Annotated in this window: 18 protein-coding genes; 5 read left to right on the top strand and 13 right to left on the bottom strand. The window is 33.7% G+C overall.

The features are described 5' to 3' along the window. Positions 1-123: 123 nt before the first annotated feature. The 5 genes from OD917_RS13100 to OD917_RS13080 all read right to left on the bottom strand — a co-directional run bounded on the left by OD917_RS13100 (position 124) and on the right by OD917_RS13080 (position 6,181). On the bottom strand, positions 124-1,152 hold the full coding sequence (locus OD917_RS13100) for an asparaginase (RefSeq protein ID WP_263523926.1): 1,029 nt from the start codon (positions 1,150-1,152) through the stop codon (positions 124-126). Continuing rightward, positions 1,142-2,278 (bottom strand): 1-acyl-sn-glycerol-3-phosphate acyltransferase, encoded by a 1,137-nt coding sequence (locus OD917_RS13095; protein WP_111286204.1) that lies wholly within the window; start codon positions 2,276-2,278, stop codon positions 1,142-1,144. The genes OD917_RS13100 and OD917_RS13095 overlap by 11 nt, the downstream gene beginning before the upstream one ends. A gap of 63 nt (positions 2,279-2,341) precedes the next feature. After that, the gene (locus OD917_RS13090; protein ID WP_263523925.1) at positions 2,342-3,121 is read right to left on the bottom strand and encodes a TatD family hydrolase; all 780 of its coding nucleotides are present in this window, start codon (positions 3,119-3,121) and stop codon (positions 2,342-2,344) included. A 305-nt stretch (positions 3,122-3,426) separates the two neighbouring features. Next, complete coding sequence (locus tag OD917_RS13085; RefSeq protein WP_263523924.1) at positions 3,427-5,076, bottom strand: S41 family peptidase; 1,650 nt, start codon at positions 5,074-5,076, stop codon at positions 3,427-3,429. 133 nt (positions 5,077-5,209) lie between these two features. Then, a complete protein-coding gene (locus OD917_RS13080; RefSeq protein WP_263523923.1) occupies positions 5,210-6,181 on the bottom strand; it encodes a tetratricopeptide repeat protein in 972 nt (323 codons plus the stop codon). A gap of 195 nt (positions 6,182-6,376) precedes the next feature. Here OD917_RS13080 and OD917_RS13075 point away from each other — a divergent pair, with 195 nt between their 5' ends. Next, positions 6,377-6,814 carry a retropepsin-like aspartic protease gene (locus OD917_RS13075; protein WP_263523922.1) on the top strand — a complete coding sequence of 146 codons (438 nt, stop codon included), beginning with the start codon at positions 6,377-6,379 and terminating at the stop codon, positions 6,812-6,814. A gap of 120 nt (positions 6,815-6,934) precedes the next feature. Beyond that, positions 6,935-12,097 carry a beta strand repeat-containing protein gene (locus OD917_RS13070; protein WP_263523921.1) on the top strand — a complete coding sequence of 1,721 codons (5,163 nt, stop codon included), beginning with the start codon at positions 6,935-6,937 and terminating at the stop codon, positions 12,095-12,097. A gap of 50 nt (positions 12,098-12,147) precedes the next feature. On the opposite strand, the gene OD917_RS13065 is transcribed toward OD917_RS13070, so the two are convergent. The 6 genes from OD917_RS13065 to OD917_RS13040 form a co-directional block, all read right to left on the bottom strand. Continuing rightward, a complete protein-coding gene (locus OD917_RS13065; protein ID WP_263523920.1) occupies positions 12,148-13,398 on the bottom strand; it encodes a TCR/Tet family MFS transporter in 1,251 nt (416 codons plus the stop codon). Between the two features lie 144 nt (positions 13,399-13,542). Continuing rightward, complete coding sequence (locus OD917_RS13060; RefSeq protein WP_263523919.1) at positions 13,543-16,719, bottom strand: efflux RND transporter permease subunit; 3,177 nt, start codon at positions 16,717-16,719, stop codon at positions 13,543-13,545. A gap of 91 nt (positions 16,720-16,810) precedes the next feature. Next, positions 16,811-17,878: an efflux RND transporter periplasmic adaptor subunit gene (locus tag OD917_RS13055; RefSeq protein ID WP_263523918.1), complete on the bottom strand. Its 1,068-nt coding sequence runs from the start codon at positions 17,876-17,878 to the stop codon at positions 16,811-16,813. Positions 17,879-17,890: 12 nt separating this feature from the next. Beyond that, on the bottom strand, positions 17,891-19,225 hold the full coding sequence (locus tag OD917_RS13050; RefSeq protein ID WP_263523917.1) for a TolC family protein: 1,335 nt from the start codon (positions 19,223-19,225) through the stop codon (positions 17,891-17,893). Positions 19,226-19,317: 92 nt separating this feature from the next. Beyond that, complete coding sequence (locus OD917_RS13045) at positions 19,318-19,917, bottom strand: TetR/AcrR family transcriptional regulator (RefSeq protein ID WP_263523916.1); 600 nt, start codon at positions 19,915-19,917, stop codon at positions 19,318-19,320. A gap of 108 nt (positions 19,918-20,025) precedes the next feature. Next, positions 20,026-20,547, bottom strand: a complete 522-nt coding sequence (locus OD917_RS13040; protein WP_263523915.1) for a YceI family protein — start codon at positions 20,545-20,547, stop codon at positions 20,026-20,028. 265 nt (positions 20,548-20,812) lie between these two features. Here OD917_RS13040 and OD917_RS13035 point away from each other — a divergent pair, with 265 nt between their 5' ends. Both OD917_RS13035 and OD917_RS13030 read left to right on the top strand, forming a co-directional pair. Next, a complete protein-coding gene (locus OD917_RS13035) occupies positions 20,813-21,787 on the top strand; it encodes a polyprenyl synthetase family protein (protein ID WP_263524578.1) in 975 nt (324 codons plus the stop codon). 66 nt (positions 21,788-21,853) lie between these two features. Next, a complete protein-coding gene (locus OD917_RS13030) occupies positions 21,854-22,207 on the top strand; it encodes a hypothetical protein (RefSeq protein ID WP_111286231.1) in 354 nt (117 codons plus the stop codon). Positions 22,208-22,252: 45 nt separating this feature from the next. Here OD917_RS13030 and OD917_RS13025 read toward each other — a convergent pair whose 3' ends face one another. Next, positions 22,253-22,648, bottom strand: a complete 396-nt coding sequence (locus tag OD917_RS13025) for a hypothetical protein (RefSeq protein ID WP_263523914.1) — start codon at positions 22,646-22,648, stop codon at positions 22,253-22,255. A gap of 70 nt (positions 22,649-22,718) precedes the next feature. Continuing rightward, positions 22,719-23,267, bottom strand: coding sequence for a hypothetical protein (locus OD917_RS13020; protein WP_263523913.1), 549 nt, complete (start codon positions 23,265-23,267; stop codon positions 22,719-22,721). Between the two features lie 117 nt (positions 23,268-23,384). Here OD917_RS13020 and OD917_RS13015 point away from each other — a divergent pair, with 117 nt between their 5' ends. After that, positions 23,385-26,159, top strand: a complete 2,775-nt coding sequence (locus tag OD917_RS13015) for a 2-oxoglutarate dehydrogenase E1 component (protein WP_263523912.1) — start codon at positions 23,385-23,387, stop codon at positions 26,157-26,159. The last annotated feature ends 88 nt before the right edge of the window (positions 26,160-26,247 follow it).

The raw sequence follows: 26,247 nt of genomic DNA, 5'->3' as shown, positions 1-26,247 counted from the left end.
TTGTGTGATCCTTCCTCCGTCAGGATGACAAACTGCGTGGTTAAGCAAAAAATTCAATAAAAAAAATCCCAAATTCCAACTTTACATTTTGGAATTTGGGATTTTTTTTATTGTAATTTAAATTTAAGATATTTCCCCACGAAGCGCAGTCTCAAAAATATCTTTAAATTCATTTTGTGGAATATTGTGCCCCAGCAAATACATCAATTTAGTAATTGCTGCTTCTGTCGTAATGTCTTTTCCTGAGATTACTCCCAAAGATTTTAGAGCTGTACTGGTTTCGTATTGTCCCATATTCACACTTCCGCCTGAACATTGGGTTACGTTTACTATATGCATTCCAGATTTAATTGCTTTTTCGATTAAACTTAAAAACCAATCTTCGGTTGGTGCATTTCCAGAACCGTATGTTTCTAGAACAATTCCACGTAAACCAGACGTTGCCAAGATTGAAGCCAAAACAATTTCGCTCATTCCTGGGAACATTTTTATAATCGCCACATGATTGTCCAGATTTTTATGAACGATCAATTTCGCCTCTTTATTTATTGGAAGAAATAAATGTCTGTTTAACGTTAAATGCACACCAGATTCTACTAATTCTGGATAATTTGGCGCTGTAAAAGCTTTAAAATGTTCTGCATTTACTTTAGAAGTTCTGTTTCCTCGGTACAATTTGTATTCAAAATACAAACAAACTTCTGTAATAACAGGTTTTCCGTTTTCTTGAAGAGAAGCAATCTGAATCGCTGTAATCAAGTTTTCTTTTGCATCGGTACGCAAATCTCCAATTGGCAATTGCGAACCTGTAAATACAACTGGTTTTGCTAAATTCTCCAGCATAAAACTCAATGCTGAAGCCGAATACGACATCGTATCTGATCCGTGCAACACCACAAATCCATCAAACGCATCGTAATTTTCCTCAATCATAGTGGCAATTTTCGTCCACATTTGAGGATTCATATTAGAAGAATCTATTGGATGTTCAAATGAAATCGATTCGATTTCGCAATCCAATTGCTTAATTTCTGGAATTTTCTGAATTAATTTACCAAAATTGAAGGCTTTAAGCGCTCCAGTTTCAAAATCTTTGCTCATACCGATGGTTCCACCAGTATAAATCAATAATATTTTTGCTTTAGATGACATCTTGGTATTTTAATTTGTTGACAACAGGATTCGCATACATTGCTAAAAATCCTTGTCTTGTCACAGGATTATCGCCTCCAATTCTCATTTCTAAACGACGCTCAAACAATGATTTCTCACTTTCTTTATACTTGTGAGCAAATTTGTCTGTTTCGTTTAAAATATCGTAAGCAATAAAATTTGTTGGCCATAATTGGTAGTTTTTCAAAATAACATCGTCAATTGTTTGTGCCAAAGCTTGAACTTGTTTGTTCACATTATCATTTTCGGCCACAATTTGATCGATTTCTGTATCTAAAACATCACCAACAGAAATGTGTATTCTTTTTTTAGTTCCCATGATACCGCTAAGGATATTCATGAAATCTTCGTTTTTATCTTTTACGTAAACTTCGTTTTTTGCTTCTGCCATTAATTGTGGCATTTTCAAAACATCCGTCGGATCATATTCGTAAGAAATGGAAACTGGAACGATTTTCAATTTCTTAAAATAATCCATTAAGTTTTCTTCGTCAGAACCCATTCCTATCATTTTTAAAACTCCTGGATTGGTCTCGTCGTTTCCGTCTTTTGTTCTTCCTTCTCTTTGGGCAATCCAAACCGAACGGTTTTCGCGAAGCAATAATTGCCCCATATATTCAGACAATAATTTCGAGCTTTGAAGCATTTCTCTAGGTGACAAACCTCTCAAAACCAGGAAGTTTCTGTTTAGTTTTGCTAAAGTTGCCAAGAAAGCTTTCTTTACTAAATTGTCTCCAATTGCCGAAGCAGTCATTACCAAACCGTGTTCGAATAAACAAACGTTCAATAATGTAGTATCTAAAAGAATATCTCTATGATTTGAGATAAACAAATAAGAAGTATTTGGTTCCAGTTTCTCAAAACCTGAAGTCGTCAAACCTTCAGAGCTTTTTTCAAGAACTTTCTGGATTGTGTTATAAATAAAATTGCATTGAAAATCACGAATCGAGTGTGTTTTCTTTAATTGCTCCTTCCAAACCTCATCTTCTACATCCGGAAACGTAAAGTTCATCATGGTTTTCATCATAGGATGATTGACCACGGCATGAAGGGCTTCATTTATTTCGGAATCATAAAACGGTCGAATGGCATCAAATCTCTGCATTATTTATTTGGGTTTAAGTGGGCAAAAGAACAAAAAAAAAATTAAAGTTTTGTAAGGTCTGGGTTAAATCCCAAAAACGTCTTTTGAATTCTGAGTTGTAATTGTGGCAATTTCTTCAACCGAAATTCCATAAATGTCGCTCAATTTCGCAATAACATTGACCAAATAACTGCTTTCATTTCGTTTTCCTCGGTACGGAATTGGCGCTAAATATGGAGAATCTGTCTCCAAAACAATGTGTTTTAAATCGATCCGATTCAAAAACTGATCGATTTTTCCGTTTTTAAACGTTACAACACCTCCAATTCCTAATTTCATTTTGTAAGAAATCGCGCGTTCTGCTTGTTCTAAAGTTCCGGAAAAACAATGAAAAATCCCAAACAAATCTTCAGATTTTTCTTCTTCTAAGACTTCGAAGATCTCATCAAAAGCTTCTCTACAATGAATTACAATTGGCAATTTGTATTGTTTTGCCAGCTGAATTTGTCTTTTAAAAGCAATTTGCTGTTGTTTCAAATGCGTTTTATCCCAATACAAATCGATCCCGATTTCGCCGACAGCATAGAACTTACGTTTTGATAATTCCGTTTCTACATGTGCCAATTCGTCTAGATAATTATCTTTCACGTAAGTGGGATGCAAACCCATCATTAAGAATACATTCTCTGGATAATTTTTCTCTAAATCGTACATAGACTGCGTTGCAGCAGCGTCGATTGCGGGAATAAAAAAACGAGTAACTCCAGCATCAATGGCGCGCTGAATCATTTCGTTGCGATCCTGATCAAATTCTTCAGAATATAAGTGTGTGTGGGTATCGGTAATAATTGGTGTTGAATTCAAGGCTGTAATTTTAAAGTGCCAAAATTACGACAATATTAAAAGAATAGCAATTTCGTAAAAAAAGTACGCGGATTTAGCTGATTCACTTCTTGAAAACACGGATGAAAACAGATTTTTTTATTGAATAAAAAAAGAAAAACCTTTGACAAAGTTTAAAACTGTGACAAAGGTTGACAAATTAAAGACTAGTTTTTGTCATGCTGACGAACGAAGAATCTCACAAGAAGTTTCGCCAAGAAAACCCCCAAATTTTTCTGTGGATCAACTAGTGTGACTCTTCGTTCCTCAAGACGACAAATTTAGTCTTATTTTCCATTTTCAATAAACAGCAAAGCTCGTTCCAAAACCTCATCTTTTCCTTCCTGAATTCCTTTTATGGTTGGTTTTATTTCGATGTCTGGCACAATTCCGATTCTTTGGGTTTCCCTTCCGTCTGGGTAGTAAACGCCAATACCAGAGAAATTAGTATGATAGCCACTAAAATCAAATTCAAAAACATTTCCGTCTGCTCCTGCCGTCTGACTTCCAATAATTGTGGTATTTCCAGCTGTTTGAAAACACATCGCCGTCCATTCTGACTGGCTTATAGAATCTTCATTAAGTAACACAACGACTTTTCCTTTGTAATTGTCTTTATTTTCAAATCCTGCATTTCTTCCTTCTTCCCAAAAATATTTCCCTGGATAATTTAAATAAGGGTATGTATAGATGGCAAATTTCTTTTCTTCAGAATTCAAAAAATTAGCTATTTCTCCAAAAGTTCCGTTTGGATAATTTCTCATATCAAAAACTATAGCTTTTGCCGATTTGAGAGCTTCAATCATATCAGGAATATTTTTTGGTTTAATAACCCCCATGTTTACATAACCAATGTTATTGCCCAGAAGTTTAAATTTATCTTTCTTTATCTGAGCTCCTTTTTTATATTCATTTCGATGCGAATCGTGATAGTTAAACCAAGTCATTGACTTAGTTTCGTATTTTCCATTGTTCAGGAATTCTACTTTTACCTTTTCAGATTCGCTCACTAAAATTGTGCGCAGAACTTTATCCAGAAAAGCAGCTTCGTTTGAAGCAGAAACTATATCTCTTTTCTCTTCAATAATTTCTTTAATGCTCTTGTCATTTATTTTAGTAATTACGGTTCCAATTTTAATATTGTCGGCCTCTGCCAAACTATCTCCTAAAATCTCGGTAATTACTAATTTTTCATCAATTACTTTACCAGTTGCTGGAAAATAATAATAACTCTTTTTTACTGTTGCAGAAGACGGGTAAATATGAAACTCGACATGAGTATCATTAAGTTTTGCAGCAGCTTTTCTCAATATTTTATAAAAATCTTCTGGAGTTTTGGACTCAACAACAGAAGGTAATAACTCAGTTAAAGTTTTATCCCATTTTTGATCCATTATGTATTTGTATGGATAGTAATATTCTACCACATTCCAATACGCATAAAGCATTAAAAGCTTTGAATTTTTATTAGTGTAATCAAGATTAAAATAGTTTTTTAAGTTTTTAAAACCGTCAAAACTTGGCCCAAATTCTTCATTACTTTGAAATCTATTTTCTTCAATAAATTTTAATTTTTTTGAAAGTTTTTTAGAAAACAATTTATCATTGAACCAGCTTAAATCGAAATTTTTATCAAAAAGTTTAACCTCTTTTGGAGTAACAATTGGAGCAATTTCTTTTACTGGACCAAGATCATCAATCCAATTTTCTAGAATTAATGAAAACTCTTCTTTCGTTTGAGCCTTATCTATTAATGGTAATTTTTCTAAAAGCTGAGTATCCCAGTTCAATTGTCCTGTGGCAACCTCTGGATGATAGTATTTTAAGAATCCCCAAACTTTACAAGTTGCGGCAAGTTTTTCTGTCTCAGTAATTTTGGACGAACTGAAAACAGTTTGAGAAAACACAAAAAGAAAAACTAATAAAGCTTTTTTCATTTACATTCTTGGTTAAGTTAATTTTTGAATTTGGGTAAATTCTTATAAAAATAAAATCGAATTTAGGGCTTTAATTCTAAATTCGATTGAGGTTTCCCGTAAATTGGTAATATTTTTTTTAATAATTTGAAATCTATTCCAAATCTTCGCGCAGACGTTCTACATCATCGTAGTCTTCATAATCTTGCGAAATAGTCTCTAGAATCGTTTTACATTCCTTGTATTTCCCTTGTTTTAGTTTAGATAAAGCCATATTCCACTTGGCTTTTTCCTTATAAACAGAATTTCCGTCTTCTAATTCTTTAAAAATCTTTTCGGCTTTTGGATATTTGTTTACCTGCAATAATGAAACAGCATAAAAATATTTTATTTCGTCTGAATTATTTTCTTTCAAAATCATTTCAAAAATCGGAATAGCCGTTTCATATCTTTTTCCGTTAAAATTATTCTCTGCTTGCTTTAAAATGGCTTCAGAAACTCCTCTTTCTGTAAAATAAGCACTTTCTGGATGATTATAATCTTCAAAAGATGGATTGTGTTTATAATCAAAGAAAAATAGACCAAACATAACAATTATAGAGATCACCGCAGCAAAATACCAAGGCTTGAGCGAAGCAACTTTATGTTTCTTTTTATTGAAATATTTATCTGAAATTCGGATCAGATTTTCTTCAAAAGCAACTCTATTCTCCACTACTTCCAATTTATTTTCATGGCCATAACGCTTTTGTTCTTTTTCGAATTCTTCTGCTTGAGCAATCAATTTGTGAGCAGATTCGTTGACAGATACCACATTCTCATAAATTGTCACCTCTTTATGGACAGAATTTTTCAATTCGTTCAACCAACGTCTTTTACATAACAAGAAAAAATAAGCATCAAAAGGACACGTTAAATGAAGTTTTCCAGCTTTCGCCTGTTTAAAAAGCAAAATCATGATTTCATGAACCACATTCTGCGCTTGATCTTTGTCTCCAGAATTATTGGTTATAAACTGAACCACTTTAGGCGCAAACTTCTTATATATCATTTCAATTACTACTGAATCATTTGCAGCAAGTCCGTCAATATATTTTTGATCAGGATGAATTTTATTTAGATCCATAAAAAGACATTTTATAGCTAATTTAAAAAAAGAATATCAAAAATTATGTATAATTATATCATATTCAATATTATAACGGTTAAAAAACAGCAGATTTGTCGCTTTTCTATTCCATATATATTAAATAGAAAATCTTTTGCCTAGTTAGCTTTTTGGCTACAATTACCTTATTTTTGGTTTTCAATCGCTACATAAATGGAAAATCTTCACGAAATTCTCAAAATAGAGAAGTACAAAAAAATAAAGTTCAAAATAACTAAAACACAACATTTGCAGATTAAAGCTAAAATTAATGGCATTTCTGGCAATTTTATTTTAGATACTGGTGCATCTAACACTTGTGTGGGTTTTGAGTCTATTGAACGTTTTGAACTTTCTGCAAAAAATTCTAAAACAAAAGCTTCTGGAGCTGGAGGGACTGGAATGACAACACAAATTTCATCTAAAAACAAATTGCAATTGGGAAGTTGGAAAAACAAAGATTTCAATATCGTAATTTTTGATCTTTCGCATGTAAATGAAGCTTTGGAATCTTTTAAAGCAAAAGCTGTTCATGGTATTATTGGCGCTGATGTTTTATTGGAAGGAAAAGCAATAATTGATTATTATAATCATTATTTGTATTTAAAATAGAACTTTTTAGAATTTAATTTTTTTACGGGAAACCGTAATTTTAACAATATTTATATTATAATATTTAGAGACTAGGTTTTTTAATTATATTTGTTGAGCCATTTTAACAAATCTAATACTATGAAAAAAACTCTACTTTGTTTTCTTTTATTATTTACTATTTCAATTTATTCTCAAAGCGGCGTTGCTTGCGCTGGGGAAACTTTTGACCTTCCGACAATAGCAACTGGTGCTATTGGGAATCTAAATCCAAATAATGCACCGGTAAGTTATCATTACAGTTTATCAGATGTGATGAGTAACTCAAATCCAATTGCTAATCCTTCCAATTATAAAGCATCGTATGCATTAGAGACTATTTACGTAAGAATTGAAGGCGTTGAAACATCTCCTACTTTGTCTTTAACTCAAATTCCTGTTTTAGATGTTAGTGCTACAAATAAACCTATTTTATGTAAAGGCGAATCTGCATCATTATCAATAAATGTCTCTGGAGGAAGTGGCTCGTATTCGTATTCGTTAAATGGTGGAGCATTTACAACTCAAGATTATTATCCTACTATTTCAGCTGGTGTATATAATATCACTGTTTTGGACAATGCTAATGGTTGTAAAACTTCAATTAGTTATACCATTACAGAGCCTTCTGCAGTTGCGGCAACTTCTGCAGTTGTGAATCAAAATATTATAATTGTCTCAGCCACTGGAGGAACTGGTGCTTATCAATATTCATTAGATGGCATAAATTATCAGTCCAATAATTATTTCACAATTGCAAATCCCGGAAATTATAACGTAAGAGTAAGGGATGCTGAAGGATGTGAAACAACAGTAAATACAGTAATTGCTCCTTTTTTAAACTTAACTGCTTTTGTTACCAAAGATTTAGATTGTTCAAGTAACGGCAATAATGGAATAGTTACTGCAAATGCGACAGGTGGTCAAGCACCTTACACTTATTCAATTAATGGATTTGTTTATCAAACCTCTAATGTTTTTAGCAATCTAGCTGCGGGTACATATACTATAACGGTTAAAGATGCTTTAAATTCGGTTTCAAGTCCATTTGCAGTAACAATCGCACCGCTCGTTAATGTTACGGGTGTAGCATTGGTTACTAATGCTACGAGTTGCAGTAATGCATCAATTATTGTTCATGCTACTTCTGGTTTAGCTCCATATATTTATTCTATTGATAATGGTCAAACTTTTACTAATAACAATGTTTTTACCAATTTAGCTCCTGGTAATTACGCTTTCCTTATTAAAGACAGTAAAGGTTGCGTTTCAGCTTTTTTATCTAATACTGTACAAGCTCCAACGCCTCCGTTAACGATAGCAGTTGCCAATTCGCCAATATTATGCTGGGGTGAAAAAACTTCGCTGACAGCTACAGCTACGGGCGGGCAAGCACCTTATCAATATTCAATAAATAATGGTGTTATGACAAGCAATAATATATTTAGCAATCTTAAAGCAGGGAATTATATCATTAAGGTTATCGATGCAGCGGGCTGTGAAAATACACTTCCATACACAATTGCTGAACCAGCAATTGTAGACGCAGAAATGGTAATTGATGGAAATACTATATCAATTATAGATGTAAAAGGAGGAACTGGATCTTATTTTTATGCAATCGATAACGGTAATTTTCAAACTAATAATGTTTTTACCAATGTTGCTCCTGGATTACATAGAGTTAGAGTAAAGGATTCTAATAATTGCGAACCAGGCAGTTTTTCGGCTGAAATCGCAAGTCCAATTACAGCTGTAGCCGTAATTTCCAAAGAGATAGATTGTATGAGTGATGCAGAAATAGTTGTTACTGCATCTGGAGGAATAGCTCCATATACTTATTCTAAAAATGGAGTAGCTTTTCAGACATCTAATGTTTTTAGCAATATAGTCGCAGGAACTTATTCGTTAATTGTAAAAGATGCAAATGGAACTTTATCTACTGCAAACAATTTAGTGATTTCCCCTCCTAGTTATCCAATAATAGTTCTTACAAAAACTAATGTGAGTTGTTTTCAAGCCAATGACGGAATTATAACAGCAAGTGTAAGTGGCGGAAAAGCTCCATACGTTTATTCAATTGGCAACAATTATGGTCCAGCTAATAGCTTTACAGGTTTAGTGGCTGGCTTTTATAATGTAACTGTAAAAGATGCAAACGGATGTCTTAGTTCTTCGTCCGTAAATATAGATCAGCCGAATGTTATAGTTCCAACTGTAAGTACAACAAATTCAACCTCGATTGCAGATAATGATGGTACAATAACAGTTAATGCGACGGGAGGAGTTTCTCCTTATACCTATGCATTGACAGATGAAGGCGGACTACCTGCTGTTTTTTTTCAAACTTCAAATATTTTTAATGGTTTAAAATCTGGATTATATGGCGTTCAGGTAAAAGATTCTAATGGATGTTTTACTACACAAAATAATATTTCGATTCTTAATAAAACCAACACACTTTCGGCGGCAGCTACCGTTACTAGTCAACCGACATGTAACAATCCTTATGGAACAATTACCGTCAATGCTTCTGGAGGAACTGCACCATATACTTATTCTATTGACAATGGAGCCACTTATAATATTTCTAATACTTTTCAAGAATTACCTGGTAATTATTTGATTAAGGTTAAAGATGCTGAAAATTCTGAAACGTCTTTGACAATTACTTTAATTGCTCCTGCACCTTTAGTAACAACAGCAGTACTTACAAAAACAATAGATTGTCTTAGCAATGGAATAATAACAGTTTTTGCAACAGGAGGACAAGCTCCATATTTATATTCTTTCGATAATGGAAGTACTTACATCAGCAGTAATACTTTTTCTAATGCTCTGGCAGGAGTTTATTCAATAATAGTAAAAGACAGCAATAATTGTATTTCAACTTCAAATAGTTTGGTAGTTGAACCCCTTGTTAACTTAAGTGCAACTGCTACAAATACGCCTATATTATGCAGATTTGAAACTGGTTCGATAACCATTACTGCATCTGGAGGGAAAGCTCCTTATCAATATTCGCTAAACAATGATGTTTATACAAATAACAACAAATTCGAAGAGGTTTTGCCTGGGACTTACAATATAAAAGTAAAAGACACCAACGATTGTATTTTCACTTTGCCTTATACAATAACAGAACCAACAAAAATCAAAGGATATGTTACTTTCGAAGGAACAACTGCAACTGTTGTTAATCTAAGTGGCGGAAGTGGTACTTATCTTTATTCTCTTAACGATGGTGAATTACAGTCTAGCAATGTTTTTACGAATCTTCATGGATCAAATAATATTATATCCGTTTATGATTCTTTTGGTTGTTTTGGATTTGCGGTTAGTTTTTCTATTCCAGATCCAAATGCTTTAACAGCTCAAATTACTATTACTAAGGCAATAGATTGCTCAACTAATACTGGAACAATTTCCATTGCTGCTTCTGGAGGTCAGGCTCCATACGAATATTCTATTAATCGAGGAGCAACTTATCAAACAAGCAATGTTTTCAGCAATCTATCTGCTGGACTTTATACAGTTTGGGTAAAAGATGCAGCAGGAACTATAGATTACGACAATAGTGTGACTTTAACAACACCGTCTTCTGTAGTTGTAGATTTTACTACAACCTCAACAAATTGTTTCAATGATAATAGCGGATCAATAACTGTAACAGCTACCGGAGGAAAAGCTCCGTATATTTATTCGATAAACAATAGTATATATAGTTCAAATAACGTTTTTACTGCTTTGTCTGCTGGACAATATAATATTAATGTAAAAGACGCTCTTGGATGCATTATTTCATCGGCAGCGCTAGTAACACAGCCAGATCTTTTAGTTATAAATAATACTATTTCAAATAACACCAATGTTAATAGTAACGATGGAAAAATAATAATTACTCCCTCTGGCGGGACTGCTCCTTATTTATATTCATTGAAAAATGGAAATGGTTCGATATTAATCGCTCCTCAGACTTCTAATATTTTTACAGATTTGTCGGTTGGACAATATACTATTGAAGTGAAGGATGCAAATGGATGTATCACAAGTAAATCTGGAATAACAATTACGTCACAAACGCTTTTTGGCACTCTTATGATTACCCCTATTACTTGTACAACCTTAGGAACTATTATTATAAATGCTGCAGGAGGTAAATATCCTCATCAATATTCTTTTGATGGTGGAATTACTTACGGCACTTCGAATATAGCTTCAAATTTAAGTGCGGGAACTTATACAATTAAAGTTAAAGATGCTTCAGATGCTACAATTACTCTTTCTGCTTCTTTGGCACCTGTAAATCCAGTGACAGCTACAGCTTTTATTACTTCTCCAGTATATTGCAAAGGAGGTAATAATGCTGCAATACAAGTAATGTCTTCTGGAGGAAAAGCTCCTTACATCTATTCATTAAACGGAAGCGCTTATCAATCTAACAATAGTTTTTTTAATCTTTCCGCTGGTAACTATGTTGTAACAGTAAAAGATAGCAACGACTGCTCTTCTACTGTGGTGATTACCATAACTGAACCTAATGCATTAGCAGTCACAACGACAGTACAAAACCAGAATATTACTGTAAATGCCACAGGTGGAAACGGAGGTTATAGATATGCCATTTCGCCAAATTTGAATCAGTTTTCATCAAATAATACTTTCTCAAATTTATCACCAGGTTCATATAGTATTATAACTTCGGATTTATATGGCTGCGTTGTAATGATGAATGTTGTGGTTGATCCAATCGCTCCAACAATAAACGGACAAAGTAATCTAACTGTAGAATTTAAAGAAGGTCAAACTCTAGCAGATTTAATTGTTGAGGGGGAAGATATTAAATGGTACAGTAATCCAAATACTTCTACAGGAAAAACAAGCAAAACCAATGAAACTCCTTTACCATTAACAACTGTTTTGGTCAACGGAACTACATATTATGCTTCACAGACTATTAATGGAATCGAAAGTAAAGAACGTCTCGCTGTAACGGCTAAGGTAAACGGTTCTCTTTCTACTCCTGATTTTAATATGGCTTCTTTCCAATTCTATCCTAATCCGGTGAAAGATATTTTAACCATTAAAAATGATTCAATAATCAATGATATTGAAATTATATCAATTTCTGGAACATCTGTTTTATACAGAACAATAAACGATACGCATTCTGAAATTGACTTGTCAAATCTTTCGAGCGGTCTTTACCTTTTAAAGGTAAAATCTGAAAATTATCAAAAGACAATAAAATTGATTAAAAGATAATTTTTCAAAAGCAATAAAAAAGCCTTCATCTAAACAATGAAGGCTTTTTATTATTCTATTTCTTGCCGATTAATTTCCGTTTTCGGAACTGCATGCTTTTTCAACGAAAAATAAGCCACTACTGTACTCAATAACATTAAAAATCCTCCCAAAATAAAAGGTGCTCCAGCAAATTTAAATGGTGCATCGTTATGAGTAAAAAAGTAAAATGTATTGGCCATCATTGGCGGGCCAATAATTGAAGAAGCGCTCATTAAACTAGTTAAAGTCCCTTGGATTTCTCCTTGCTCACTTGGCGCTACTTTACTTGCAACAACTGACTGCAAAGCCGGTCCAGCGATTCCGCCAAGGCAATATGGAATTAAAAACACAAACATCATCCAGCTTTCTGTAGCAAAAGCAAACAATAGCATTCCAATTGTATACAAAGCTAAACCAATGTAAATGCTTTTCTCATTTCCTATTTTTGGATTGATGTAACGTACTAATCCGCCTTGTACCACTCCAACCAATAAACCAATAATTCCTAATGAAATACCAATCATTCTTTCGTCCCAATTAAATTGGTAAATCGTGAAGAAACTCCAGTTACTTTGCACCGCATGTGAACCAACATATAAGAAAAATATAGCTGCAATTAAACCAATTAATGTCGGATGTTTTTTTAATCCCAAAATAGCTCCAATTGGGTTAGCACGTTTCCAGTCAAATGGTCTGCGGTTTTCTTTTTTAAGTGATTCTGGTAAAATGAAAAATCCATAAAGGAAATTTACCATACATAAAATCGCTGCGGCATAAAAAGGAACTCGAGACCCGTATTGGCCTAAAAGTCCTCCAATAACTGGTCCGATGATAAATCCTAATCCGAAAGCTGCTCCAACTAATCCGAAGTTTTTAGCTCTGTTTTCGGCAGTACTAACATCAGCAATATATGCAGAAGCTGTTGTAATACTTGCACCGGTAACTCCCGCAATAATCCTTCCGATGAAAAGCCAAATAATAGTTGGTGAAAATGCCAATAAAAGATAATCTAACGAAAATCCGAAAAGGGAAATTAAAATGATTGGTCTTCTTCCGAATTTATCACTTAAATTTCCAATTACAGGCGCAAATACAAACTGGGTTATCGCATACGCGAAAGTTAACCAGCCACCGATTTTTGCAGCTTCGCTGATATCTCCGTGAATCAATTCTTCGATCAATTTTGGAATCACAGGAATGATAATTCCCCATCCTGTAATGTCAATTAACATGGTTATGAAAATGAAACCAATTGCGGCAGATTTATCTTTTTGTAGCATAATAATTTTTGTAAGGTGATGCAAATAAACAGATTTTTCAATTAACAATAAAAAAATCCCAAATTCCAATTTGAAGGAACTTGGGATTTTTCATTTTGAAATTCCAATTTCGGACTTTGGAATTTCTATCAAAAATTAAAACTTTTAATGAGTGTGTTTAGGATTAAAACCATCTTCGCTTAATTCAGCGTGCTCATAATCGGCATGCATTTCAGCTTCGTAATCGATTTTTTCTCCTTTAGAGAACTTACGAATAATTTTCTCCATAATATCATAGATTACCGGAACTACAATCAACGTAAGGAATAATGAAGAAATCAAACCTCCAATGATTACCCATGCTAATCCGTTTTTCCATTCAGCTCCAGCTCCAGATGCTAATGCAATTGGGAACATACCAAACACCATCGCAATTGTCGTCATCAAGATCGGACGTAAACGAGCGTGGTTTGCTTGAATTAACGCTTTTCTGATTGTTTCTCCTGCTGCTCTACGCTGATTCGTATAATCGACAAGCATGATCGCGTTCTTACACACCAGACCAATTAACATGATTACCCCTAAGATGGTAAAGATATTCAAGGTATTGTTTGTTAAAGCCAATGCGAATAAAACCCCAATGAACGAAAGCGGAATAGCAAATAATACTACAAACGGGTGAACAAAACTGTCATACAATCCAACCATTACAAGGTAAACCAAAATAATAGCTGCTAATAATGCGATTCCTAAAGTACCAAATCCTTCTGATTGGTTTTCTTGGTCACCACCCCAGATGTAATTAACTCCTGTAGGTTTTTGCAGTTTGTCCAGTTTCGCTTGCCATTGCTGAACAATTGTTCCTGCTGGCACCCCAACGTTCTGACCTTGTACGGTTACAGAAGCTGTTTTATCTCTACGCTCTAATTTACTTGGTCCAGAACCTTCTGTAATTGTTGCAAATTGGTTTAATTTAATCTGCTGACCAGCATTGTTGATGAAAATCAAGTTACTAACGTCTGTGATATTTTTTCTATCAAATTCGTTGTATTTAATGTTGATGTCATATTCGTATTCACCAGCTCTAAATTTACCATCTGTATTACCACTGTAAGCAGTTTGCATGGTTAAACCAACTGTTTGAAGCGTTAAGCCTAATGCAGCCATTTTATCTCTGTCAACCTGAACGTTAATCTCTGGGTTTCCGTCTTCAACTGTCAATTTAATCTCAGTTGTTCCAGGAATTGTGCGTAATTCAGCTTCGGCAAGTTTAGCAAATTTCATTGCACTTTCCACGTTTGGACCTGTTACGATCAAACCTAAAGTTGCATCCTCAGCAGTACCTAAGATACCTACAGGAACTGTTTTTACTTTTGCTCCAACTAAAACTTTTTCAAGTTTACGTTTTACTTTTGCAGCATATACGTTGGCGTCATCTGTACGATCTTTTTGCTCAATCATTTTAACGTCAATCTCTGCTTTGTAAGCAGTTGCCTGAGCTGCTCCCAAACCTTCACTGGTTTGTCCTACTGTTGTAATTTGGCTGAAAACATATTTCTCTCCTTTTAAGAAAGCTTCTGCTTTTTGCGTCATAAAGTTAGTTTGCTCCAAAGAAGCATCTTTTGGCATCTCGATTTGAACTAAGAACTCACCACTATCAGATGATGCGAAGAATTCTCCTCCAATATATCCACCTCCCATTAACCAGAAGATCGTTCCAAAGAACATAACTAGGATAATCCCCATAGTTTTGATATAATGATCTAAACACCAGTTTAGCAAGTTTGAAATCCATTCAGTAAAACGAGTCAAATAGCTTTCAAAACCAAGGATAATTTTTCCGAAAAGATTTTTACCTTCAATATGCTCTAATTTTCCAAAACGTGAAGACAGCCAAGGAATAATAGTAAACGAAGCTAATAATGAGAACATTGTTGATATAATTACTGTAACACAGAATTGTGTAATAATGTTCGATACCAATCCGCTACTCATTGCAATTGGTAAGAACACTACCACAATTACTAATGTAATCGAAGTTACCGTACCACCAATCTCTGCAGTTCCATCGTAAGCCGCACGAATTCGGCTTTTACCCATCTCCATGTGTCGGTAAATATTCTCCAATACCACAATCGCGTCATCTACAAGAATACCAACAACAAGAGATAAACCAAGTAAAGACATTAAGTTAAGTGTGTAACCTAATAAATAAATACCAATAAATGTTGCAATCAAAGATGCAGGAATAGATACCATTACGATTAATGAGTTTCTAATACTATGCAAGAAGAACAACATTACGAAAGCTACTAGAATAACTGCAATCAATAAATCGTGTACAACAGAATCTGCTGCTTCAAGAGTAAAGACTGTACTGTCTTTTGCTACTTCTAATTTTAATTGAGCCGATTTGTAATCGTTCTCTAAAGTTTTAATTGTTTTAATCAACTGCTCACTTACCGCAACGGCATTAGCATCTGATTGTTTTACAATTTGAAGTACAATTGCACTTTTTTGATCTACACGCGCAATTTTCTCTGCGATTTTTTGTGTATCCTGAACATCTGCAATTTCTCCTAAACGAATTTGAATTCCGTTTTGAGAAGAAACTACTAAGTTTCTTAATTCGTCTACATTTTTATATTTACCCGCTAAACGGATCAAGATTTTCTGGTTACGAGTTTGAATGTTACCCGTTGGAAAATCTAAGTTTGAACTCAAAATTGTCTGCTGTACTTGAGGAACTGAAAGTCCGTAACCTTGCATTTTTACTGCGTCAAGGTTTACCTGAATCTCACGCTCTTGACCACCAATAATATTTACCTGAGCAACCCCTTGTACACGAGATAAAACTGGAGCAATCTTTTTATCGATCAAATCGTAAAACGCTGCTTCGTCCATTTTTCCATTCGCACCAAGCGTCATAATTGGTAAATCACTCAAAGAGAATTTAGTCAATGACGGCGGATCTGCATCGTCTGGCAAGTCACTCAAAATCGCGTTGATTTTACGCTGTGCATCGTTCATCGAAATATCAACATTCGCATTTGAAGTCAATGTGATCGATACAATCGAAAGAGATTCATAAGATTTCGAGTCGATTTTCTTGATATTTTCCAGAGACGCAATCGCATCTTCAATTTTCTTTGTCACTGTATTTTCAACCTCACTTGGAGAAGCTCCAGGATATACAGTTGAAACCGTAATAACGTTTGTTTCAAATTTTGGGATCAGCTCGTAGCCTAACTGGCTGTAACTGAACAATCCACCTAATGTCAGAATTGTAAACAATACAATTACTAACGACGGACGTTTAATGGATATTTCGGCTAATTTCATATATTTTTTCTTTATGCTTTAAGCTGTAGGCAGTAGGCTTTAAGCTTTTAAATTGCTTATAGCCTATAGCTTAATGCTTATAGCCAAATAATTATTTAATAATTTCTACTGTATTTCCGTCTTGTAAGTTGATTTGACCTGTAACAATAACAGTTTCTCCGTCATTTAAACCGTTGATAATTTCAACTTTATCTCCTAAAATTCTTCCAGCAACTACTTTTCTTAATTTAGCAACACCGTTTTCTACAACAAAAATTTCATTACTGCTCACACTTCCAACAAATGCATTTCTAGGAACAACTTTCAAGTTTTGTTTTTGGTTTTTAGCACCAAAGTTTGCAGTTCCGTACATACCTGCTTTTAAGTCGTTGTTAGCATTGTTTGTAATTTCGATTTCAACAGGGAAATTTAAAGAAGCATCTGCTTTTGCAGCAATGAAAGTAATTTTTCCGCTAAATGATTTATCAGGATAAACACTTGCTGTAATGTCCACAGTTTGTCCTAATTTTAAACTAGCAACTTGCGTTTCGTTTACAGTTGCAGTCAATTTTAATTTAGAAACATTTACAATATCAAATAAAGCTGTTGCAGGCATTCCAGCTAAAATAGATCCTGGCTCGATATATTTTTTATTGATGTATCCGTTAATTGGAGCTTTTACTCTTGTATCTCCAACATTAATTTTAGCTTGAGTATAGTTAGATTGAGCATTAGTTAAAGCTAATTTTGCTTGATCTAATTGCTGTTTTGTAACACCGCCAGTTTTAAAAGCATTTTCATATCTAGCATAATCAGATTTTGCGTTTTGATATGCTGCTTCAGCTGCTTGAGCGTTTACATTGATAACATCACCTCTTACTGTTAAAAGAGTTTGTCCTACTCTTACATAGTCACCTTCTTTTACTAAAACACTAATTACTTTTCCAGATTTTTCAGCAGAGAAAGTCAATTCCTGAATTGGTGCGAAGTTTCCGTTTGCAGTAAAACCTAAGTTAACATCTTCTGTTTTTACTGTAGCCACTTTTACAGAAACTGCTGCGTTTTTTTCTGCTACAATTGCAGTTTTCGCTTCGTTTTCTGCTTTGTTCTTATTTAAAATGTAGCTAACTCCAAAAAAAGCTACAATTATGATTACGACTGTTATAATTATTTTCTTCATTGTAATAATTTGTTATTTAGTAAGAGATTTAAGTTCGCCTTTCGATTTGATTAGAGATATTTCGGCAATTTTATAATTTAAAACTGCTCTTGTAAAGTTATTTTGAGCTTCAAGTGATGCATTTTCTGCGTCTAACAAATCGGTTAAAGATGCCAAACCTTGAAGGTAATTGTTTTTGGTATTGCTTAGAATTTCTAGCGCCAAACGCATGTTTTCTCTCTGGTTTTCAATAGTTACAAGATTATTATTAATCTGTGCCATTGCATTTCTATAATCTAAATCAAGAGAAAGTTTAGTGTCTTTAATATCTTCTTGAAGTTCTCTGATTTGAATATCAGCCTGTCTTACTTTTGCACGAGTTCCAAAACCTGTAAAGATTGGCACGTGCAAGTTTAAAGCAACAGCCGAGAAATCTGACCAATACACTCCTTTTTCTGGTTTTGCAAACCAAGGCATTTCAGGTCCTTGTCCGATATAATTGTAACCCGCAGATAATGAAAGTGTAGGATAATAACCCGCTTCAACCGCTTTTTTATTGAATACTAAAAGTTCTTCTTGTTTTCTCAAAAGCAAATATTCTGTTCTGTTTTCAATATTTGGCTCTTGTGTTAAAGCAGCTGGTACAACTTCAAATTCTTCTTTTGGCATAACGATTTGAGCTTCAATAGGCATACCCATATAAAACTTTAATGCATTTTCCTGCAACTCTATCTGATTCTTAACTTGCTGACGATCAGTATCAATGTTAGACATTTTTACGATAATACGGTCTAAATCAATTTTTTTAGCTAAACCGTTATCAAACTGACCTTGAACAATATCACGAACTTTTTGTGTATTTACGTAGTTGCTGTCTAATAAAATAAGTCTTTCTTTTTGTACATAAACTGAATAATAATTATTTGCAACTCTTTCGATAACTTGTTCTTCAGTTAATTGATCGTTGATTTGATAGAACTCGCGTGTTGTTTTTGCGGCTCTTAAACCTGTAAAAACTGATTGATCAAACAAAGCTTGAGTCAAAGAAACTCCCGCAGTTGATGTCCATTTTTGACCAAAAGCCGCTTGAATTGTAGTTCCTGGCGCACCAAAAGCGGCTCCATCAATAACTGTTGTTTGAATAACTGGATTATAAGTTAGATTTCCGTTTGCACTAATTTGTGGCAAAGCTCTCGAACGTATTTCTTGAATTTGGTACTCACTATTTTCAACCTGAAGTTTTGCTTTTTTTGCATCAGCTTTATTTTGAAGCGCGTAATTGACTGCGTCTTTCAGAGTTAAAGTAGTGGTTTGTGCGCCGGCAGACAAGCCTATTGTACACAAAACTATAAGAAAGATTCTTTTCATAAGTAGTTAAATATTTATTTTAAGTTGAGATAGCATCGCCATTTTATCCTTTACAACTCTCTCAGAAAAATGACGACAATTTGGATTGATGATTAATTATTAATTCTCTGTAATTGCTTTTCTAATTCCCCTACTCCTTCTTGGGTTGCCATTGCACGAGTATGATACTCCAAGGCTTCCAATTCTATTCTTTGCGCTTCGCTTTCAGAAACTGTATTTTCATTAATATGAAAAACAAGAGTGTAGTAAAATTTAACGTAAACCTCTACATTCAAATCACTTCTATAAAGACCTTCGCGAATTCCTTTTTCGATATTATCTCTAAAAAGCTGTGTACACTGATCAATTTCATAAGACAAGATATTCTGGTAAATCTCTGGATAGTGTTTTTTTAATTGATAAATAGGCGAAGTATCAATGTTATTTTTAAACATATCCCGAAACATTTCTCTAATCTCAAAATTCTCATGAATCGCATTGTAATTCTTTGCAATAATTGTATCCATGATTTCGTGAACTTGTCTATGAACCATAGAAGTACTTTCCTCTATCAAAACTTCTTTATTGCAGAAATATTTGTAAATCGTTTTTTTTGAAATACACATTTCTCCCGCAATATCGTCCATTGTAACACTCTTAAAACCAAGCTTTAAAAATAATTCACTTGCTTTTGATATTATCTTCTCTTTCATTTTAAATTTTCAAATTGCATTACAAATATAGTTTGGAAACTAAAATCAAAAAAATAGTTTCCTTGTTATTTGTAATAATTTTACATTAATTTATTCGTTTAGTAAGATTTATATGCTAAATTCTAAATTTGCGATAAGCTTAATGTCTTTGCCTAATGCAGCACCCGAAGTATGATTAAAAGAGCTGAAATCTAAACCAAAGTCTTCACGTTTGATATTTCCTTTTATTTCAAAAGCTACTTTCTTTTCTCCGTTATAAATATTTTCTCCTAAGAATTCTGCGTCTAATTCAACTACTCGTGTAATATCTTTTATAGTTAAAGCTCCTTTAAAAAAATTGATGTTCTGATTTACTTTTTGAAATGAAGTCGATTTGAAACTAATAATTGGATGTTCGTCTTCTTCAAAAAAGTCCTGAAGCTGCAAATAAGCATCTATTGACTGGAAACTCTCATTTTTATTATTAATATCCAATGAGAATTCAACCGAAGCATCTTCGATCTCATTATCTTCAATGTTTACGTAACCATCAAATTTATTTGTACTTCCACCCATATAAGCAGTTCTCGATCTTCTCATTTCTAATAAAACATCTGACTGACTAGAATCTAAGGTCCATTTTGTTTTCATAAATACCTGATTTAATAGATTTTACAAATCTTTAAAACTCTATTTGGAAACTTTTACAGTGTTTTGAGTTTCCATTCAACGCTGCAAATATAGACAGGAAACTCTAAATACCAAAAAAGTTTCCGAGTTTTTTCAAAATAATTTTAACATATTCGAAATGAGAAGGGTTAAGGGTCCCTCTCAATACTTAATAAGCTTTTAATCGTTTCAGTAATTGAAATTCATAATTGAATTGTATCTTTGGGGCTCGAAATCAGAATTCATTATGCACGATATAAGTCAGTACCAGGATTTTTTTATCAATTATCTACAAAGTCAAAACATACATAAAGAACCTATAAATCTTTACGAACCAATAGAATACATTTTAGGTCTTGGCGGAAAACGCATTCGTCCAGTTTTAACTTTAATGGCTGCCGAAGTTTTTGATACTGATTATACTACTGCGCTTCCTGCGGCAATGGCGGTTGAAGTCTTTCATAACTTTTCATTGGTTCATGATGATATTATGGACGACGCTCCTTTACGAAGAGGCCAAGTTACTGTACATGAAAAATGGAATCTAAATACTGGTATCCTGTCTGGAGATGCCATGCTTATTTTGGCTTACCAATATTTTGAGCAATATGAACCAATTGTTTTTAGAGATCTAGCTAAATTATTTAGCAAAACAGCTCTTGAAGTTTGTGAAGGACAGCAATGGGATGTTGACTTTGAGACTCGTAAAGATGTTACGATTCCTCAATATCTAAAAATGATCGAATACAAAACTGCTGTTTTGGTTGCAGCAGCCATGAAAATGGGCGCTATAGTTGCTAAAACTTCTGAAAAAGAAGCCGACTTAATTTATGATTTCGGACTTAATTTAGGTTTAGCTTTCCAGCTTCAAGATGATTATCTGGACGCTTTTGGAGATCCTGAAACTTTCGGAAAACAAGTTGGAGGCGATATTATTGAGAACAAAAAAACGTATTTATATCTAAAAGCCTTGGAGTTTTCTTCTAAAGAAAAAGCTTCAGAATTAGAACAATTATTTACTTTACAATTAGAAGATAATTCAGAAAAAATCGAAACTGCTAAGGCTATTTTTAATGAATCTGGAGCATCAAAAGCTACTCAAGAAGCAATCGAAATGTATACTTTTAAAGCTTTTGATACGTTAGAAAAAATGGAAATCAGCAATGAAAAGAAAGACGTTTTGAGAACTTTCGGAGAAAATTTAATGGGACGTAAAGTTTAGTTTTCAGTATCAGTATTCAGAAAAAAATCTACAATCATAAATCAGCAATCTAAAATCTAAAATAATATGTTTGTAGCACCAGTAAATACAGAATCTTTGTTGGCTCAGGCGCAAGCAGAGACATTATATTTGAATCTTATTGAGCAAATTAATAAGGATTTTAATTTGGCTAATGAAGGAATCGATTTTCCGTTAAGCATTTCTCCAGATGAATTAAAGATTCAGCTTCACGAAAAAGTCTACAGAATGATTCAGTACAAATTTGCTGAATATTTAAATCTCCTTTATATAATTGACGTTCCAGAAAACGAAATCAAACAACTAGATGGTTCAGATTTAGTTATTCTTGCTGAACAAGTTGCTTTTTTAATTTTAAAAAGAGAATGGCAGAAGGTTTGGTTTCGAAATTATTACAAATAAGACTCTAAGTTGCTAAGATGCTGAGATACTAAGTTTTTTGAATATTTATATTTCATTCCATACATACAACTTTTCATTTTCTGCAACAGCCAGTCCTTCATTTTTATCTAATGGAATATATTTATCATCTTTCAAGATAAAAACCTGGTGATTATTTAAAATTTCATTTAATTGCTTTGTCAGCTCTTTCAGCTCTTCATTTTGTTTATTTCCCCCTGATGCCCCTACATGAAAATGCCAATCACATTCCTTTTTATGATTTTCAAAACCTATAGTTATTTCTAAATTGTAAGTCGCTATCCATAAAAACCTATTTCCACTTTTACTTCTAACAGAACAATCAAAAGATTGATCTTCTTTAAAATCAATACTCTCTAAAAATTCAGGATGATTTTGGGTTAAATATTTTAAAGTTATATCAGAATATAAAGTTTGGTTCATTTAAAGATTTTTCGAAATTAAAAACTTAGAATCTTAGCTTCTCAGTCCCGATAGCTATCGGGATAGCAACTTAGAAATAAACCCTCACAAAAGGCATAAATCCAGAACCGTAAAGACTTTTATTAGGATCGTACAAAACATCATAACGAGCTCCTATGGTTACACTTCCTGTTCTGTAACCTGCCCCTAAATATAAGGCTGTGTTCCAATAAGAATCGGAAAAACCTGGGCCGTAATATTGTTCATAATCAGTGTCAACCTTAACTTGTTCCAACTCTGCGGATAATTGCAGTTGCGGAATTGGGTTTACAAGCGTAATAAAACTTCCACCATAAACAAACGATTCGTAATAATCTCTTTGGTACAAATAACCAAATTGCAATCCAACACCGACTGCAACAATTTCGTTAATATTGTAAATAGCGCTTGGCATTACAGATACATTGGTGTATCCTGAACCAAACCCGAGGCCTAAACCGCCTCCAAATTGAACTTTTTCCCAAAAATGGTTACTGTTGTCAATTACATATTTTTGTTGCGCATTACTATAACTTGAAAACAAGACAGCCAAAATCACAAAAAAATATCTGCAATCGATTGAAAATTGAATTTTATTCATAGTTAACGTTTATTTTAACAAATTTTTACGTAAAAGTACGTAAAAAAAAGATTTAAATAAATGTGATTGTTGTACTTTTGCCTTTCTATATAACAAAAAAGTATATTCACTCATATTATGGATAGGTTTTCATTTTTAAACGCAGCGCATACTGAGTTTTTTGCACAATTATACGATCAATATTTAGTAAACCCAGACAGCGTTGAGCCTAGCTGGAGAAGTTTCTTTCAAGGTTTTGACTTTGGACAAACTGTTTATAATGACGAAAATCCGGTGCAAACAATCGTTGAGTACGTGACTAGCGATAACACAGATTACAGTCAGATTTCTGAAAAACTAAAGAAAGAATTTAACGTTCTTAAATTAATTGACGGATACCGTACGCGCGGGCATTTATTCACGAAAACAAATCCTGTTCGTGACCGTAGAACTTCATCTCCAACTTTGGATATTGAAAACTTCGGATTAACTACAGCTGATCTTTCAACTGTTTTTGATGCTGCACAGACAATCGGAATGGCTCCTTCTTCTTTACAAGATATTGTAAACCGTTTAAAAGCTATTTACTGCCAGCATATTGGTATTGAATATATGTACATTAGAAATCCTGGCGTTGTAAAATGGATTCAGGATAAATTGGCTGTCAATGTTAATCAGCCAACTTTCTCTACAGAAGAAAAGAAAACAATCTTAAATAAATTAAACGAAGCTGTCTCTTTTGAGAATTTCCTTCATACTAAATATGTTGGACAAAAACGTTTCTCATTAGAAGGTGGAGAATCTATCATCCCTGCTTTAGATGCTTTAATCGAGCAAGCTGCAGAAAAAGGTGTTGAACAATTCGTAATGGGAATGGCTCACCGTGGTCGTTTGAACGTTTTGGCAAACATCTTCGGAAAATCTACTCAGGATATCTTTGGTGAATTTGACGGAAAAGATTACGATCAAGAATATTTTGATGGTGACGTAAAATACCACTTAGGTCTTACTGCCGACAGAAAAACAAGATCTGGAAAAAGCATCAACATCAATTTAGCACCAAACCCTTCTCACTTAGAAACGGTTGGAGCTGTAATTGAAGGTATCACAAGAGCAAAACAAGACAAATATTTTGCTGACGATTTCTCTAAAGTTTTACCAATCGCTGTTCACGGTGATGCCGCAATTGCTGGTCAAGGTATTCTTTATGAAATCATTCAAATGGCACAATTAGATGGTTACAAAACTGGAGGAACAATCCATATTGTAATCAACAACCAAGTTGGATTTACGACTAACTATTTAGATGCTCGTTCTTCTACTTATTGTACAGACGTTGCCAAAGTAACTTTATCTCCAGTATTACACGTAAATGCTGACGATGCTGAAGCTGTTGTACATGCTGTATCTTTTGCATTAGACTATAGAATGCAATTTGGACGTGACGTATTTATCGATTTATTAGGATATAGAAAATACGGTCATAATGAAGGTGATGAGCCTCGTTTCACGCAGCCAGTTCTTTATAAAATTATTGCTAAACATAAAAACCCAAGAGACATTTATGCAGAGAAATTATTATCTGACGGCGTAATCGATGCTTCTTATGTAAATGGTTTAGAAAAACAATACAAATCTCAATTAGAAGAAAACTTAGAAGCTTCTCGTAAAAAAGATTTAACTATCATTACTCCATTCATGAAAAACGAATGGGAAGGATTTGTTCAGGTAACTGATACACAAATGCTTCAAAAAGTTGATACTACTTTTGCTAAAGAAGGTTTAGATTCTATCATCAACACGATCTCAACTTTACCAGAAGACAAAAAGTTCATCAACAAGATAACTAAAATTGTTACGGACAGAAAAGTTGGATACGATAATAATACACTTGATTGGGGAACTGCAGAAGCATTAGCTTACGGATCTCTTTTAACAGAAGGATTTGACGTTCGTATTTCTGGTCAGGATGTTGAGCGTGGTACTTTCTCTCACCGTCATGCTGTAGTTAAAGTTGAAGATTCTGAAGAAGAAGTAATTTTATTAAACGGAATTGAAAACAAAAAAGGAAACTTTGGAGTATTCAACTCTCTTTTATCTGAATATGGTGTTCTAGGTTTTGATTACGGATATGCATTAGCAAACCCGAAAGCCTTAACAATCTGGGAAGCACAATTTGGAGATTTCTCTAACGGTGCTCAAATCATGATTGACCAATATATTTCTTGTGGAGAAGATAAATGGAACAACCAAAACGGTATTGTTTTATTATTACCTCACGGATATGAAGGACAAGGAGCTGAACACTCTTCTGCAAGAATGGAACGTTATTTACAGCTTTGTGCAAGACATAATATGTATGTTGCAGATTGTACAACTCCTGCTAACTTCTTCCACTTGTTGAGAAGACAAATGAAAACGAATTTCCGTAAACCATTGGTAGTTTTCTCTCCAAAAAGTTTACTACGTGACCCAAGATGCGTATCGACAGTTGATGAATTAGCAAACGGAAGTTTCCAAGAAACAATAGATGACAATACAGTAGATAAAAAAGGAGTAAAAACTTTAGTATTCTGTACAGGTAAATTCTACTATGATATTGTGGCTGAAAGAGAAAACAACGGAAGAAATGATGTCGCAGTTGTTCGTATCGAGCAATTATTCCCTTTCCCAGTTGAGCAGATTAAAGAAATCATTGCAAAATATCCAAACGCTGATGATTATGTTTGGGCTCAAGAAGAACCTAAAAACATGGGAGCTTACAGCTTTATGTTAATGAACTTTGATCTTGTAAAATGGAGATTAGCTTCATTAAAAGCATATTCTGCTCCTGCATCAGGAAGTTACACACGTGCAAAACGTCGTCACGCAGATGCAATTAGAATGGTATTCGATAAAAACTTATTTAGATAAAAAAATGTTCCAAGTTTCAAGTTTCAGGTTTCAAGTTTTACAGCCTGAAACCTAAAACTTGAAACCATAAAACCTTAAACAAAACAAA

The sequence above is a fragment of the Flavobacterium sp. SH_e genome (assembly GCF_025717045.1).
Lineage (GTDB): Bacteria > Bacteroidota > Bacteroidia > Flavobacteriales > Flavobacteriaceae > Flavobacterium.
Note: the sequence above shows the minus strand (reverse complement) of the source record. Positions and strands in the feature narration are given on the sequence as shown.

Bases quoted from the DNA above. Each gene is read 5' to 3' on its own strand.
- OD917_RS13100 (WP_263523926.1), bottom strand. From the start codon at position 1,152: ATGTCATCTAAAGCAAAAATATTATTGATTTATACTGGTGGAACCATC.
- OD917_RS13095 (WP_111286204.1), bottom strand. From the start codon at position 2,278: ATGCAGAGATTTGATGCCATTCGACCGTTTTATGATTCCGAAATAAAT.
- OD917_RS13085 (WP_263523924.1), bottom strand. From the start codon at position 5,076: ATGAAAAAAGCTTTATTAGTTTTTCTTTTTGTGTTTTCTCAAACTGTT.
- OD917_RS13080 (WP_263523923.1), bottom strand. From the start codon at position 6,181: ATGGATCTAAATAAAATTCATCCTGATCAAAAATATATTGACGGACTT.
- OD917_RS13075 (WP_263523922.1), top strand. From the start codon at position 6,377: ATGGAAAATCTTCACGAAATTCTCAAAATAGAGAAGTACAAAAAAATA.
- OD917_RS13070 (WP_263523921.1), top strand. From the start codon at position 6,935: ATGAAAAAAACTCTACTTTGTTTTCTTTTATTATTTACTATTTCAATT.
- OD917_RS13065 (WP_263523920.1), bottom strand. From the start codon at position 13,398: ATGCTACAAAAAGATAAATCTGCCGCAATTGGTTTCATTTTCATAACC.
- OD917_RS13060 (WP_263523919.1), bottom strand. From the start codon at position 16,719: ATGAAATTAGCCGAAATATCCATTAAACGTCCGTCGTTAGTAATTGTA.
- OD917_RS13055 (WP_263523918.1), bottom strand. From the start codon at position 17,878: ATGAAGAAAATAATTATAACAGTCGTAATCATAATTGTAGCTTTTTTT.
- OD917_RS13050 (WP_263523917.1), bottom strand. From the start codon at position 19,225: ATGAAAAGAATCTTTCTTATAGTTTTGTGTACAATAGGCTTGTCTGCC.
- OD917_RS13045 (WP_263523916.1), bottom strand. From the start codon at position 19,917: ATGAAAGAGAAGATAATATCAAAAGCAAGTGAATTATTTTTAAAGCTT.
- OD917_RS13040 (WP_263523915.1), bottom strand. From the start codon at position 20,547: ATGAAAACAAAATGGACCTTAGATTCTAGTCAGTCAGATGTTTTATTA.
- OD917_RS13035 (WP_263524578.1), top strand. From the start codon at position 20,813: ATGCACGATATAAGTCAGTACCAGGATTTTTTTATCAATTATCTACAA.
- OD917_RS13030 (WP_111286231.1), top strand. From the start codon at position 21,854: ATGTTTGTAGCACCAGTAAATACAGAATCTTTGTTGGCTCAGGCGCAA.
- OD917_RS13025 (WP_263523914.1), bottom strand. From the start codon at position 22,648: ATGAACCAAACTTTATATTCTGATATAACTTTAAAATATTTAACCCAA.
- OD917_RS13020 (WP_263523913.1), bottom strand. From the start codon at position 23,267: ATGAATAAAATTCAATTTTCAATCGATTGCAGATATTTTTTTGTGATT.
- OD917_RS13015 (WP_263523912.1), top strand. From the start codon at position 23,385: ATGGATAGGTTTTCATTTTTAAACGCAGCGCATACTGAGTTTTTTGCA.